Raw genomic sequence first — 13,208 nt, 5'->3', positions numbered from 1 at the left:
CTGTCTACGGCCGGAGCGGCCCTGGTGGCAACGGCGCTGCTGCACCTGCTGGCCGCGACAACGCCGCGTTTCTGCCGACGGCGATCGCGACGGCGTGGCCGCTGGGCCTCGACGGTTCCAGCGCGCTGGCGCAGCCGCCGTACTAGGCGTACATGGCCAGCCAGATCGCGATGTAGTGCGAAACGGCGGCCAACACGGTGCAGGCGTGGAAGTACTCGTGGTACCCGAAGGTCTCCGGCCAGTGGTTGGGCCACTTGACGGCGTAGAAGACCGCCCCGAGGGTGTAGAACAGCCCCCCGACGCAAAGCAGCACCAAAGCCGCCACCCCGGCGTGCGTCAGCAGCTCAGGGAAGACGAAAACGGCCACCCACCCCAAAGCGATGTAGATCGGCACCCCGACCCACCGCGGGGCATGCGGCCACAGCATCTTCAGGGCGACCCCGAGAACCGCCCCGCCCCAGACGATCGACAGGATCACGTACCCGGTCGGCTTCGACATCGCCAGCAGCGTGAACGGCGTGTACGTCCCCGCGATGAACAAGAAGATCATCGAGTGGTCCGCGCGCTTCATCCACTTGTACGCGCGCGGGCTCCACAAGCGCCGGTGGTACAGCGCGCTGACACCGAACAGCCCGAGGATCGTCAACCCGTAGACCGACGTCGACAGCGCCGCGATCGGGGACACTGTGGACGCCGCCAAGCTGATCAGCGCCGCCGCCGCCGCGAGGGCGCCGAAGAACGTCCAAAAGTGGATGTGACCCCGCAACCGCGGGCGGAGGTCCACTACGGGCTCGGGTGGTTCCGTCGTCAGGCTCACCCTTCCAGGTTACGGGACCGTAGGTTGCCCGGCAGCGGTCGAGTCACGCGCCTCACACCGGGTGCGTAGGCTTCCTCGACGTGAGTGTTCGCTCGTTCTTGTCCGACGTCGTGTACAGCGCCTACGGCAGGCGCCTCATCCAGCAGGCCGCCGGCCGGCATCCCCGGCACATCGCCATCATGCTCGACGGCAACCGCCGTTGGGCCCGCGAAGCGGGCTTCACGGACGTTTCGGACGGCCACCGCGCCGGGGCGAAGAAGATCGCGGACTTCCTGAGCTGGTGCCAGGAGGCCGAAGTCGAGGTCGTCACCATGTGGCTGCTCTCGACCGACAACCTCAACCGCGACCCGGACGAGCTCACCCCGCTGCTGAAGATCATCACCGACGTCACCGACGAGCTGGCCGCGCCCGGCAAGAGCTGGCAGCTGCGGATCGTCGGCGCGCTCGACCTGTTACCCAGCGATGTCGCCAAGCGACTCAGCGAAGCCGCCGCGCGCACCGAGGGGCGGACCGGGATGGAGGTCAACGTCGCGGTCGGTTACGGCGGGCGCCAGGAAATCGCGGACGCCGTGCGCAAGCTGCTGCTCCAGCACGCCGACGAGGGCCGGACCATTCACGAACTCGCGAAGATCCTCGACGTCGACCACATCTCCGAGCACCTCTACACGTCGGGGCAGCCGGATCCGGACCTCATCATCCGAACATCCGGCGAACAACGGCTTTCCGGATTCCTGCTCTGGCAGTCCGCGCATTCGGAATTCTGGTTCACCGAAGCGTATTGGCCGGCATTCCGCCGCGTCGACTTCCTGCGCGCCATCCGTGACTACGCCTGGCGGCACCGCCGGTTCGGTTCCTGAGGCTTCGCTGGAACGCCGAAGGGCCCCGGAGCGAACTCCGGGGCCCTTCGCAAGCCACACTCAGTGGTGGTGGTGCTCCAGCGAGTGGAGGATCAGCGCCGGGGTGGTGGCGATGCCCGTGTAGGCACCCGCGACCAGGGAGGCCGCACCGTAGCCCAGGGCGCCGCCGCCCTCGATGAACGTGGCGTAGGCGTCGCCGAACGTCGGGTCCGGGGTGCCCGTCGTGTCGCCCGTCGCGGCGAACGCGGTGCTGCCGATCATCATGAGACCCGCAGCGGTGGCGGCGACGAAACCAGCCTTCTTCAGCACTTCGCACACTCCTAGGTAGAACTGTTGGGATCCGGGGCACCGGGGGTCCGGTGGTGTGTCCCGCAGTGAGAAAATTACCCGTCGATCAGGCGTCTTGTGTGGCTTGTACGCCCATTGTGTGAGCCTGACGCAGGCGCTTTCACCCGGACCGGTTCTCTCCTGTCGCCGGGAAATGCGCGCCGCAACCGAACGTGGTAGAACCCGAAAAATCACTTTTCTGAATACCGCGGGTCAGCAATTTCCTCAAGATCATTCCGACGAGTGTGCATCGATCGAGAGGCCGATGACACAGAGTCACCGTCACGAGCCGTCGATGTCGGACGACCGACAGTGAGGTGACGATCTGGCGAATCACCGTGTTGGCTCCCTGCGCGATCCGGCATTCGTGGGTACCTTCCGAGGAGAGGACGCGCGTTCCGTGCGGGTCCTCGCGGGAGGCCCTGGTCGTGACGGTGATCGAGGGGGCGGCGCAGCCGCCCACGAGACGCACGAGGGGGCCGGCACCCGGCCCTCGTGGCCGCGCCACCTGACCCAGGTCAGGAGGAGTGGTCCAGCCAGGGAGGTGCCCGGCCCAGCGAGTGCGGGCGTGAGGTGCACACGCCCTCGAGGGAGATGCCGTCGTGACTGCGCAGCGTTTGCCCCGTAAGGCCTCTGGCCACTCTTCGACCGGTGCCGTTCCCGGCCCGGGGAAAGCCTCGACCTCGCCCGAATCCCAGCAGCACATGTACGTGCTCGACACATCGGTCCTCTTGTCGGACCCGTGGGCGGTCACCCGCTTCGCCGAGCATGCTGTCGTGCTTCCGCTGGTCGTCATCAGTGAACTGGAGGCGAAGCGCCACCACCCGGAACTCGGCTGGTTCGCCCGGGAATCCCTGCGCATGCTCGACGACCTGCGCCGGCAGTACGGCAGGCTCGACGCGCCGCTCCCCATCGGGGACCACGGCGGCACGCTGCAGGTGGAGCTGAACCACTCGGACCCGTCGGTGCTCCCGTCCGGGTTCCGGACCGACTCCAACGACCACCGCATCCTCGCCTGCGCGCTCAACCTCGCGGCCGAGAACCAGGCGGTCACGCTGGTGACGAAGGACATCCCGCTGCGGGTCAAGGCGGGGGCCGTCGGCCTCGAGGCGGACGAGTACCGCGCGCAGGAGGTGACGCCGTCCGGCTGGACCGGCATGGCGGACGTCGACGTCCAGCAGGAGGTGCTGGACACGCTGTTCGGCGGCAGCACCGTCGACCCCGTCGAGTGGGGCATGGACGAGCTCGCCGAGCTGCCCTGCCACACCGGGCTGCGGCTGCTCGCGGGCACTTCCAGCGCGCTCGGGCGGATCACGGCGGACAAGCGCATCCGGCTCGTCCGGGGCGACCGCGAGGCGTTCGGCCTGCACGGCCGCAGCGCCGAGCAGCGCGTCGCGCTCGACCTGCTGCTCGACTCCGACGTCGGCATCGTGTCGCTGGGCGGCCGGGCCGGCACCGGCAAGTCGGCGCTGGCGCTGTGCGCCGGCCTCGAGGCGGTGATGGAACGCCGTCAGCACCGCAAGGTCGTGGTGTTCCGGCCGGTCTACGCGGTCGGCGGCCAGGACCTCGGCTACCTGCCCGGGTCCGAGAGCGAGAAGATGCAGCCCTGGGCGCAGGCGGTGTTCGACACCCTCGGCGCGCTGGTCAGCCAGGACGTCCTCGACGAGGTCTTCGACCGCGGCATGCTCGAGGTGCTCCCGCTGACCCACATCCGGGGGCGCTCGCTGCACGACACGTTCGTCATCGTGGACGAGGCGCAGTCACTGGAGCGCAACGTCCTGCTCACGGTGCTTTCGCGGCTCGGCACGGCGTCCCGGGTGGTGCTCACGCACGACGTCGCCCAGCGCGACAACCTGCGCGTCGGACGGCACGACGGCGTCTCGGCGGTGATCGAGAAGCTGAAGGGCCACCCGCTGTTCGCGCACGTCACGCTGACGCGCTCGGAACGCTCGCCGATCGCGGCCCTGGTCACCGAGATGCTGGAGGACCACGGCTGACGGACTCCGGGAGCGGCGTGCGAGCGCCGCTCCCGGCTCGTCACCAGCCCGAAGGAAGCGGGCGGCCCTCGGCGAACCCGGCGGCCGACTGGACGCCCAGCAGCGCGCGCTCGTGGAACTCTTCCAAGGTGCGCGCGCCCGCGTAGGTGCAGGACGAGCGGACGCCGGAGCCGATCGAGTCCAGCAGGTCCTCGACGCCCGGGCGCTGCGGGTCGAGCGACATCCGCGACGACGAGATGCCCTCTTCGAACAGCGCCTTCCGGGCGCGGTCGAAGACGTTGTCCGTGCGCGTCCGCGCGCCCACCGCGCGCTTCGACGCCATCCCGAACGACTCCTTGTACGGCCGGCCCTGCTCGTCGAACCGCAGGTCGCCGGGGGATTCGTACGTGCCGGCGAACCACGAGCCGACCATCGCCGCCGACGCGCCGGCGGCCAGCGCCAGCGCGACGTCGCGCGGGTGGCGGACGCCGCCGTCGGCCCAGACGTGCTTGCCCAGCTCGCGCGCGGCGGCCGCGCAGTCGGCGACCGCGGAGAACTGCGGGCGGCCGACGCCGGTCATCATCCGGGTCGTGCACATCGCGCCCGGCCCCACGCCGACCTTGACGACGTCGGCGCCGGCCTGGATCAAATCCCGCGTGCCCTCCGCCGTGACGACGTTCCCCGCGACGACCGGGACCTTCGGCGACACCGACCGGACGGCCTTCAGCGCGGCGATCATCTTCTCCTGGTGGCCGTGCGCGGTGTCGACGACCAGCACGTCGACGCCCGCCTTCAGGACCGCGTCGGCCTTCGCCGCGACATCGCCGTTGACGCCGATCGCGGCGGCGACGCGCAGCTTGCCGTCGCCGTCGACGGCCGGGGTGTAGATGTCCGCGCGCAGCGCGCCGACGGCGGTCAGCACGCCCGCGAGGCGGCCATCGGCGTCCAGGCCGAGCGCGAGCTGAGCGCCGGCGCTGTGCAGCTGCTCGAAGACCTCGCGCGACGGCGTGGTCAGCGGCACCGCGACGGCCGCGGGCTGCGCGACATCGGCGAGCCGCGCGAAGCGGTCGACGCCCGCGCAGGCCGCTTCGTCGACGATGCCGACCGGGCGGCCTTCGCCGTCGACGACCACGACGGCGCCGTGGGCGCGCTTGTGGACCAGGTTGAGCGCGTCGGCGACGGCGTCACCGCCGGTCAGCACCAGCGGCGTGTCCCACACCGTGTGCCGGCTCTTCACCCAGCCGATGATCTCCGCGACGGCTTCGGTGTCGACATCTTGGGGGAGCACGACCAGCCCGCCGCGGCGGGCGACGGTCTCGGCCATCCGGCGGCCGGCGACCGCGGTCATGTTGGCGACGACGATCGGGATGGTGGCGCCGGTGCCGTCCGCGGTGGCGAGGTCGACGTCGAAGCGGGACTCCACGTCCGAACGGTTCGGCAGCAGGAACACGTCGTCGTAGGTCAGGTCGTGGGCGGGCCGGTGGCCGTCGAGGAAACGCACGAGTCACCAGACTACCTGCCGGGCCCGTGGCAGGATCGAGGGCATGAGCCGCCGCGACCGGGACGCCGAGGGACGGGCACGCAACGCACGGCCGCGCGACGGTCTCGGGCGGCCGCTGCCGTACGGCGCCGACGGCGTCGAGCGCCAGCCCGAAGGCATCGAGCGAACCCCGGCGCAAACGCTTGCGGAGGCGCAGCGGCTGCTCGACGACGGCAAGCCGTTCCACGCGCACGAGGTCTTCGAAGACGCGTGGAAGACGACGGACGGCCCGGACCGCGAGCTGTGGCGGGGACTGGCCCAGCTCGCGGTGGGGATGACGCACGCGGCCCGCGGCAACAACGTCGGCGCGGTGTCCTTGCTGGAGCGCGGGGCGGCGAACATCGAGCCGTTCCGGGGCGAGCCACCGCACGGGATCGACGTCGCCGGCCTGCAGCAGTGGGCGCTCGCGCTGGCCGAAGAGGCGAAGCAGCGCGTACGGGTGTCGCCGAGCGCCCCGCGGCTGACGTGCTGACCGCGGTCGGCGCCGCGGGCATCGCCGCGGTGGCGTCGCTGATCGGGGTGACGCTCGGCGCGCTGCTCGAGCCGTTGAAGCTCAACGCCGCCCGGCGGGCGAAGCTGCGGCAGGACCGCGCCGACCGCTGCGCGGGCCTGATCGAAGCCGCGACCCGGGCGCGCAAGCACATCATCGACATCAACGTGATCCACCGCCGCCGGGCGCTCGGCGAGGAGCTCGAAACCGACGCGCAGCGCGAGATCGAGTTCGACGACGCTTACTACACGGCGCGCACGGACATGCGCGCGTTCTACGGGCTGCTCGTGATGAGCGGGCCGGACGAGCTGGTCGAGCAGGCGAACCTGCTGCGCACGAAGGAGATGGCACTCCACCGCACCCGGTGGGAGCTCGACGACGACAAGAAGTTCGACCGGAGGTTCCTGCCCACGCCGGTCCGGGAAGCCAGCTCCGCCTTCGACCGGGCGATCGAGGAGTTCGCCCTCGTCGCCCGGAAGCACACTTCCTAAGCCGCGTCCCAGCCGCTCGACGCCGACTTCTCCGCGCCGAGCGTCGTGCCCTCGCCGTGGCCGGTGTGCACCTTCGTCGCCTCCGGGAGGGTGAACAGCTTCTCGCGGATGGACTTCACGATGGTCGGGTAGTCCGAATAGGACCGTCCGGTGGCGCCCGGGCCGCCGTGGAACAGGGTGTCGCCGGTGAACAGCACGCCCAGCTCTTCGGCGTACAGGCACACCGCGCCCGGCGCGTGTCCCGGTGTGTGCACGACCCGCAGCGCCGTGCCCGCGATCGTGATCGTCTGGCCGTCCTTCAGTTCGCCGTCCGGCGCGCGGTCGGGGTGGGTCTGGTCCCAGAGCACCCGGTCGTCCGGGTGCAGGAAGATCGGCGCGCCGGTGGCCGCGGCGAGCTCCGGGGCGGCGTTGACGTGGTCGTTGTGCGCGTGGGTGCAGACGATCGCGGCCAGTTTCCGGTCGCCGATGACGTTTTCGATCGCCTTCGCGTCGTGCGCCGCGTCGATCACGATCACTTCCGCGTCGTCGCCCACGATCCACACGTTGTTGTCGACGTCCCAGCTACCCCCGTCGAGCTGGAAGGTTCCGGACGTCACCAGGTTTTGCACGATCGCCGTCATGGGGCGACCCTAACGGTCATTCGGCGGGTAGATGACATACCGACGGTATGCTACTCTCGCGTCACCTTACTTCGAGTAAGTTCGAGAGGGGACGCGATGACGCTCCTGGCCGAACCGCTGAAGCTGCGCTGCGGCGCCGTGCTGCCGAACCGCCTGGCCAAGTCGGCCCTGAGCGAGCAGCTCGGCGACCGGCGCAACGCCCCGACGCGGGAGCTGCACGAGCTGTACCGCACCTGGGCCCGCGGCGGCGCCGGGACGCTGATCACCGGCAACGTGATGGTCGACCCGGCCGCGCTCGGCGAGCCGCGCAACGTGACGGCGACCGCCGACCCGGCCGGCTTCCGGGCGTGGGCGCGCGCGGTCGAGGACACGGACACGCGCCTGTGGGTGCAGCTCAACCACCCCGGGCGCCAGAGCCCGCGGTACCTCTCGCGCGAGCCGGTGGCGCCGTCCGCCGTGCCCTTCGGCAACCGCGGCATCCGCACCGCCTTCGCCGCTCCGCGCGCGTTGACCGGCGAAGAGATCGAAGCGATCATCGAGCGCTTCGCCGTCGCGGCGCGGACGTTCGTCGACGCCGGCTTCCACGGTGTCCAGATCCACGGTGCCCACGGCTACCTCGTGTCCCAGTTCCTGTCGCCGCTGACGAACCTGCGCACGGACGCCTGGGGCGGCGACGCGGTGCGCCGCCGGCGGTTCCTGCTGGAGGTCGTGCGGCGGGTGCGGTCGGCCGTCGGGGACGACGTCCCGGTGGCGGTCAAGCTGAACAGCGCGGACTTCCAGCGCGGCGGCTTCACCGAGGAGGAGTCCCTGGAGGTCGTGCGCGAACTCGGCGAAACCGGCGTCGACCTGCTGGAAGTGTCCGGCGGCACGTACGAGAAGGCCGCGATGATGGGCTCCGGCCGGGCGAGCACGCAGGCGCGCGAGGCGTACTTCCTGGACTACGCGGCGAAGGCGCGTTCAGTGTCCGAAGTGGCGTTGATGGTCACCGGCGGCTTCGCGACGCGAGACGGGATGGAAGAGGCCCTGCGCTCGGGCGCGCTGGACGTCGTCGGACTCGGCCGGCCGCTGATCGTCGACCCGGGGTTGCCGGCGCGGCTGCTCGACGGCGAAGACGTCCGCGCGGAACGGCGCTGCCCGAAGACCGGCGTCCGGCTGGCCGACAGTCTCCTCGAGATCCAGTGGCATACCCGGCAGATGCACCGGATCGCGGCGGGCAAGCCGGTCGACCGGCGCGGCGCGCTGCCGACGCTGGTCCAGGCCGGGCTGAGCGACGGGCTCAACGCGTTCCGTCGGGTGCGGGCGTGAGCCGGCGGTCGTAGAGGAACGCGCCCGCGGCGAGCGCCGTGAAGAACAGCCCGATGAAGACGCAGTTGAGCGCGACCTGGCCGTAGCCGAGCGCGCCGGCGTCGACGAACGGGTACGGGTAGAAGCCGGTGAGCGCGCCGCGCGGCAGGGTGAAGGCGAGCCAGGCCAGCGGGTAGAGCAGCGACCACCCGACCGTGGACCAGGTCAGCACGCCGCGCGGTGCCGCGAGGAGCCAGCCGAGCACGAACAGGATCGGCGTGACCTTGTGCAGCATGGTGTCGGAGAACAGCGAGAGGCCGTGCAGCTCGTACAGGCCGGCGAGGGCGACCTGGTAGACGATGCCGGTCACGATGATGCCGACGAGCGCGTCGAGCCAGAGCACGGTGAACAGCCTGCCGCGGGCCGAGCCCAGCGCGACCAGCGCGGACGTGACCGCGACCAGCAGGTTCGAGTCGATGGTGAAGAAGCAGAGCAGGTTCGCGACGCGGCCGTTCGCGTCGGTCGCGGTGGCGACGACCTGGCTGACGAGGCCGGTCACCGCGACCACGGCGGTGACCGCGAACCAGGCGCGGGTGAGTGTCTCGCTGCGCATTTCCGGAGCTTAGCTCCACTGTGGACGATCCGGCCGGTATCACTCGATCGAGGCGCGCCGGTCACCCGGTCCGCGTCCTATCCTCGGCGGAGATGGACGTCGAACGCACGCCCGGGCGCCGCGGGAGGGTCGCGCTCGGCCCCGCGGGGGAAAGCGGGCCGGTCGCCGCGTTCGCGCGCCGGCTGTGGGAGCTGAAGCGCGCGGCGGGCGACCCGTCGTACGACCGGATGCGCGACGAGCTGGGGGCGCTGGCGTCCAAATCGGCCCTGTCGGCGGCGGCGCGGGGGCGGCAGCTGCCCAGCTGGGAGACGACGTGGGAATTCGTGCGGGTGCTGGCGGTGGGGGTGCTCGGCCAGGACGAACCCGCGGTGCTGCTCGAGTGGCGCGGGTGCTGGGAGAAGGCGCGGGAGCCGGAAGGAGCCGAGCCGGAAGCGCTCGCGCCGGAGCCGGAGCCGGGGCCGCGGCCGCAGTCGGGGCCGCAGTCGGGGCCGGGGCCAGAGCCGGAGCCGGGGCCGCGGCCACAGCCGGAGCCGGAGCCGGAGCCGGGGCCAGAGCCGGAGTCGCTGGGAGCCGAGCGGGCGCCCGCGCCGGAGCCGGGCCGCCGCCGGTTGTTCGCGCGCGGATCACCCCTCGGCGCCGAGCCGGATCCCCTGCCGCGTCGCCGGTGGGCCGCTTATGGCCTCGCCGGGGCCGTCGCCGCGGTGCTCGTCTTCGCTCTCTTCCTCGTCTTCGGCGGTGCGTTCTCGGCCGAAGAACCCGCCGCCGGTGATGTGTCCGAGTTCGTCGCCGACGTCACCGTTCCCGACGGCAGCGCCGTGCCCGCAGGGAGCCGGTTCACCAAGACGTGGGAGCTCCGCAACGCCGGATCGGTCGGATGGATCGGGCGGTACCTCATCCGCTCGGGCTCGTTCGGCAGCCCGGAGCAGTGCCGCACGCCCGACCGCGTGCCGGTGCCCTACACCGCGCCCGGTGAGCACGTGCGGATCTCCGTCGACGTGCAGGCGCCACCCTCGGCCGGGCACTGCCAGGTCTACTGGAAGATGGCCGACTCCGAGGGGCACCTCCTGCTGCCGGACGACCGGGCCGTCTTCTTCTCGGTGCGGATCACCGCCTGAATTGGCTTTCCAGGCCCCCTGGTCATTGCGCTGACCTGCGCAAACGATCTTCCTTTGGCTTTCGCTCCGGTGTGGCCGGTGAAGGGCTTCCGCCGCGGCCGCGGGTGTCCCTAACGTCTTCGGTGTCCGGATCTCCCGGGCGAATCCATCGTGCAGGGGAAGGAAATCCATGCGTCCGTATCTGAGGGTCGCGGCCGTCACGGGAGCCGCGCTCGTCGCGGGCCTGCTGCCGGCCGGCGCGGCTTCGGCGTCGGTTCCGTCGGCGAGGACCGTCGCGAGTGATCCGATCATCACGTGCGAATCCGGGTACCACGGCTGGATGCGCCGGGCCGGCAAGGACGCCATCTGCCTGTGGCCGGGCGAGCGCACCTGGGACATCCGCGTCTTCGAGTGCGCCGGCGACCTGACGCTCTACTTCAAGAACGGCAAGCACGCCTACTGCGGCGGCTCGATGAAGTTCGGCATCGACATCGCCGAGACGTCCACTGTGGTCAAGACGAAGGTGGGGAACCGCTGATGCGCAAGGTGATCGTTCCGGTGGTGGCCCTGGCCGCGGCGCTGGTGGCCGTACCGTCCGCGGCCGCCGCGACGAAGGTGTGCGCCGGCGGCCCCCTGATGGGCGGCGCGACGAAGGTCGTCGAGGTCAGCGCCGGGCAGAAGATCGACATCACCGTGCACAACCACGACTACCGCGGCCTGCTCGTCCAGATCGTCGAGGACGTCTTCGACAAGGGACTGTGGAGCGGCGCGATCGCCCCGGGCAAGGAGCACACGGTGTCGCACGGCGTGCTCGGCGACCCGCCCGTCTACCACAAGATCCGCTTCGAGGTGACGTCCAACCTCTCCAACAACTACACGTACGCGATCAAGTCCGACCGCTGCTACTGACGCCGGCGGCGCCCCGATGCCGGACGGCACCGGGGCGCGCGGTCGTCAAGCCGAGACGAGGGCGTCCCGGAGGGTGGTGAACGCCTCGTACTCCTCCTTCTGGTCGACCGGCAGCTGGTAACTGGCGGCGAGCAGCTTCGGCACGGAGGGGATGATGCTGAGCCGGAAGGTCCGGCCGTCCGTCGTCTTGATGACGAACCGGCCCTGCAGGTCGCGCTTCTTGACCGACGCGCGGTTGGCGTCCGTGATCGTCAGCGGGGTGCCCGCGGTGATCGCGCCGTTCTTTTCGTCGAGCGGGACGATGACGAGGTCGGTCTGCCCCGGCCGGAAACCCACCGCGAAATTGCTGACGGTGGTGGTGCGGAAAACGATGAAGTTCTTTTGCTTGATTTCCGCGGCGTACACCTTCGTGTAGCTCGTCCCGTCGGCGACGGCCGCGTCGAAAGCGGCGTGGATCGCCGCTTTCAGCTGTTCCTTGCTTGCCACTTGTACTCCTCCATGACCGCTCGGGGAGGTGAGCGGGACTTTGCGAGGAGCAGCATCGTAGCGGCGGTGCGCTTCCCCTGCTGTGGGGAAAAATCTCGACATGATCATGCGTCGAACAAACCGAACTCCGCCGTTTTCGGTAAATTGTCAGCGAAGCGCTTTCAGTTCCCCTCCGAACGGTCGCCGTGCAGGAGGCCGCGGACCGTGTCGATCGTGTCCGCCTCCGCCGGGTCCTTGTCCGGGCGGTAGCGGACCACCCGTGCGAACCGCAGCGCCAGGCCGCCCGGGTAGCGGGTCGAAACCTGGGCGCTGTCCAGCTCGATCTCGACGACGACCTCCGGCCGGACGTACACCGTCCAGTCGTCGCGGTGGGTCTCGATCTCCTGGAACGTCCTCGTCTGCCACGCCAGCAGCTCGTCGGTCATGCCCTTGAACGTCTTGCCCACCATGATCGGCGGGCCGCCGTCCGGGTCGCGGGCCCCCAGGTGCAGGTTCGACAGCGTGCCCGTGCGCCTGCCGTGTCCCCACTCCGCCGCGAGCACCACCAGGTCGATCGTGTGCACCGGCTTGACCTTGAGCCACGCCCGCCCGCGCCGCCCGGCCGCGTACGGCGCCGCCAGGTCCTTGACCATCACGCCTTCGTGGCCGGCTTCCATCGCCGCCTCCAGCACGGCGGCCGCCCCCGCCACCCCCACTTCACCGGGGATCACGTGCGCCCCGGCGACCTTGCGCAGCGCCGCGTTGCGCTCGGACAGCGGCGCGTCCAGCAGGTCGACGCCGTCGAGGTGCAGGCAGTCGAAGAAGTACGGCCGCAGCAGCAGCGCCTTGACCTGCTCCTCGCGCGTGCTGCCGAACCGGCTCATCGTGTCCTGGAACGGCCGCGGCCGCCCCGCGTCGGTCAGGGCGAGCGTTTCGCCGTCCAGCACCACCGACTCGCACGGCAGCGCCCGCACCAGCTCGACCAGCTCCTGGACGCTCCCGGTGATCTCGCGCAGCGTCCGCGTCCAGACGTGCACCTCGTCACCCTGCCGGTGCACCTGGATCCGGGCACCGTCCATCTTGTACTCGACGATCGCCTCGGCGTGCTCGGCGACCGCCTCGTCCAGCGACTCCGCCGGCGACGCCAGCATCGGCTTGATCGGTGTGCCCAGCGTCAGCCGGAACTCCGTCAGCGCCGCCTGCCCGCCGGTGATCGCCGCGACCCCGGTGACGCCCAGCTTGCCGGACAGCATGAAGGCCCGCCGCACGTCCTCGGCGGGCACCTCGGCCGCCGCCGCGACCGCGTCGACCATCACGCCTTCCAGCGCGCCCTGCCGCAGCTCGCCGGTGACCAGCCGGAACAGGAACTGCTGCTCGTCCTTCGTCAGCCGCTCGAACAGCGCACGCAGGACCTCCTGCCGCCGCGTCGCGGACCCCGTGCCAGCCGCGACGCCGGCCGCCGCGGTGAGCGCCGCGTCGACCTCGGCCACCGTGACGACCGGGTCCGGCACCGACCCGGCGCCCAGCCCGGCCAGGGTGCGCCAGCCCGCACCCAGCCTGTCCTGTGCCGTCTGCCCGGTCAGGTACGCGATCACCACGGGCAGCTCACCGACCTCGGCGGCGCGCAGCACCGCGGCCAGGAGGGCGATCTTCGCCTTCCTGGACCTCGTCGCCGCCAGCTCGGCGGACGCCCGGACCAACTCGCTCAGCAACACCCGGACATCA

General features: G+C 70.9%; 15 protein-coding genes. 8 read left to right on the top strand and 7 right to left on the bottom strand.

Annotated elements, in window-relative coordinates:
- Nucleotides 1-142: 142 nt before the first annotated feature.
- Entirely contained in the window at nucleotides 143-784 is a 642-nt protein-coding gene (trhA, locus tag ACWEVP_RS30895; RefSeq protein WP_452066097.1) for a PAQR family membrane homeostasis protein TrhA, read from the bottom strand.
- A 113-nt stretch (nucleotides 785-897) separates the two neighbouring features.
- Between trhA and ACWEVP_RS30890 the strand changes: the two genes are divergently transcribed.
- On the top strand, nucleotides 898-1,674 hold the full coding sequence (locus ACWEVP_RS30890; protein WP_452066072.1) for an isoprenyl transferase: 777 nt from the start codon (nucleotides 898-900) through the stop codon (nucleotides 1,672-1,674).
- A 60-nt stretch (nucleotides 1,675-1,734) separates the two neighbouring features.
- On the opposite strand, the gene ACWEVP_RS30885 is transcribed toward ACWEVP_RS30890, so the two are convergent.
- Entirely contained in the window at nucleotides 1,735-1,983 is a 249-nt protein-coding gene (locus ACWEVP_RS30885; protein WP_086683841.1) for a hypothetical protein, read from the bottom strand.
- A 722-nt stretch (nucleotides 1,984-2,705) separates the two neighbouring features.
- On the opposite strand from ACWEVP_RS30885, the gene ACWEVP_RS30880 reads away from it, so the two are divergent.
- Nucleotides 2,706-3,998 (top strand): PhoH family protein, encoded by a 1,293-nt coding sequence (locus tag ACWEVP_RS30880; RefSeq protein ID WP_452066071.1) that lies wholly within the window; start codon nucleotides 2,706-2,708, stop codon nucleotides 3,996-3,998.
- 40 nt (nucleotides 3,999-4,038) lie between these two features.
- Here ACWEVP_RS30880 and guaB1 read toward each other — a convergent pair whose 3' ends face one another.
- On the bottom strand, nucleotides 4,039-5,478 hold the full coding sequence (gene guaB1, locus ACWEVP_RS30875) for a GMP reductase (protein WP_452066070.1): 1,440 nt from the start codon (nucleotides 5,476-5,478) through the stop codon (nucleotides 4,039-4,041).
- A gap of 43 nt (nucleotides 5,479-5,521) precedes the next feature.
- Between guaB1 and ACWEVP_RS30870 the strand changes: the two genes are divergently transcribed.
- Nucleotides 5,522-5,989, top strand: a complete 468-nt coding sequence (locus ACWEVP_RS30870) for a DUF309 domain-containing protein (RefSeq protein ID WP_452066069.1) — start codon at nucleotides 5,522-5,524, stop codon at nucleotides 5,987-5,989.
- The gene (locus ACWEVP_RS30865) at nucleotides 5,983-6,498 is read left to right on the top strand and encodes a hypothetical protein (protein WP_452066068.1); all 516 of its coding nucleotides are present in this window, start codon (nucleotides 5,983-5,985) and stop codon (nucleotides 6,496-6,498) included. Before ACWEVP_RS30870 ends, ACWEVP_RS30865 begins: the two co-directional genes overlap by 7 nt.
- Here ACWEVP_RS30865 and ACWEVP_RS30860 read toward each other — a convergent pair.
- Nucleotides 6,495-7,118 carry an MBL fold metallo-hydrolase gene (locus ACWEVP_RS30860; RefSeq protein WP_452066067.1) on the bottom strand — a complete coding sequence of 208 codons (624 nt, stop codon included), beginning with the start codon at nucleotides 7,116-7,118 and terminating at the stop codon, nucleotides 6,495-6,497. The two genes, ACWEVP_RS30865 and ACWEVP_RS30860, sit on opposite strands and share 4 nt — an antisense overlap.
- Nucleotides 7,119-7,214: 96 nt before the next feature.
- On the opposite strand from ACWEVP_RS30860, the gene ACWEVP_RS30855 reads away from it, so the two are divergent.
- Nucleotides 7,215-8,423: an NADH:flavin oxidoreductase/NADH oxidase family protein gene (locus ACWEVP_RS30855; RefSeq protein WP_452066066.1), complete on the top strand. Its 1,209-nt coding sequence runs from the start codon at nucleotides 7,215-7,217 to the stop codon at nucleotides 8,421-8,423.
- Here ACWEVP_RS30855 and ACWEVP_RS30850 read toward each other — a convergent pair.
- Complete coding sequence (locus ACWEVP_RS30850) at nucleotides 8,395-9,015, bottom strand: Pr6Pr family membrane protein (protein ID WP_452066065.1); 621 nt, start codon at nucleotides 9,013-9,015, stop codon at nucleotides 8,395-8,397. The two genes, ACWEVP_RS30855 and ACWEVP_RS30850, sit on opposite strands and share 29 nt — an antisense overlap.
- A 92-nt stretch (nucleotides 9,016-9,107) precedes the next feature.
- Here ACWEVP_RS30850 and ACWEVP_RS30845 point away from each other — a divergent pair, with 92 nt between their 5' ends.
- The 3 genes from ACWEVP_RS30845 (at nucleotide 9,108) to ACWEVP_RS30835 (ending at nucleotide 11,018) form a co-directional block, all read left to right on the top strand.
- Entirely contained in the window at nucleotides 9,108-10,130 is a 1,023-nt protein-coding gene (locus tag ACWEVP_RS30845) for an NBR1-Ig-like domain-containing protein (protein WP_452066064.1), read from the top strand.
- A 169-nt stretch (nucleotides 10,131-10,299) separates the two neighbouring features.
- The gene (locus ACWEVP_RS30840) at nucleotides 10,300-10,647 is read left to right on the top strand and encodes a hypothetical protein (RefSeq protein ID WP_452066063.1); all 348 of its coding nucleotides are present in this window, start codon (nucleotides 10,300-10,302) and stop codon (nucleotides 10,645-10,647) included.
- Complete coding sequence (locus tag ACWEVP_RS30835; RefSeq protein WP_452066062.1) at nucleotides 10,647-11,018, top strand: hypothetical protein; 372 nt, start codon at nucleotides 10,647-10,649, stop codon at nucleotides 11,016-11,018. The genes ACWEVP_RS30840 and ACWEVP_RS30835 overlap by 1 nt, the downstream gene beginning before the upstream one ends.
- A 45-nt stretch (nucleotides 11,019-11,063) precedes the next feature.
- Here ACWEVP_RS30835 and ACWEVP_RS30830 read toward each other — a convergent pair whose 3' ends face one another.
- Complete coding sequence (locus ACWEVP_RS30830) at nucleotides 11,064-11,504, bottom strand: hypothetical protein (RefSeq protein WP_452066061.1); 441 nt, start codon at nucleotides 11,502-11,504, stop codon at nucleotides 11,064-11,066.
- A 161-nt stretch (nucleotides 11,505-11,665) separates the two neighbouring features.
- Nucleotides 11,666-13,198, bottom strand: a complete 1,533-nt coding sequence (locus ACWEVP_RS30825; RefSeq protein ID WP_452066060.1) for an ATP-dependent DNA ligase — start codon at nucleotides 13,196-13,198, stop codon at nucleotides 11,666-11,668.
- Between the last annotated feature and the right edge of the window lie 10 nt (nucleotides 13,199-13,208).

This window comes from Amycolatopsis sp. NPDC003865 (assembly GCF_053605345.1).
This window is presented reverse-complemented; position numbering and strand designations above follow the sequence as displayed.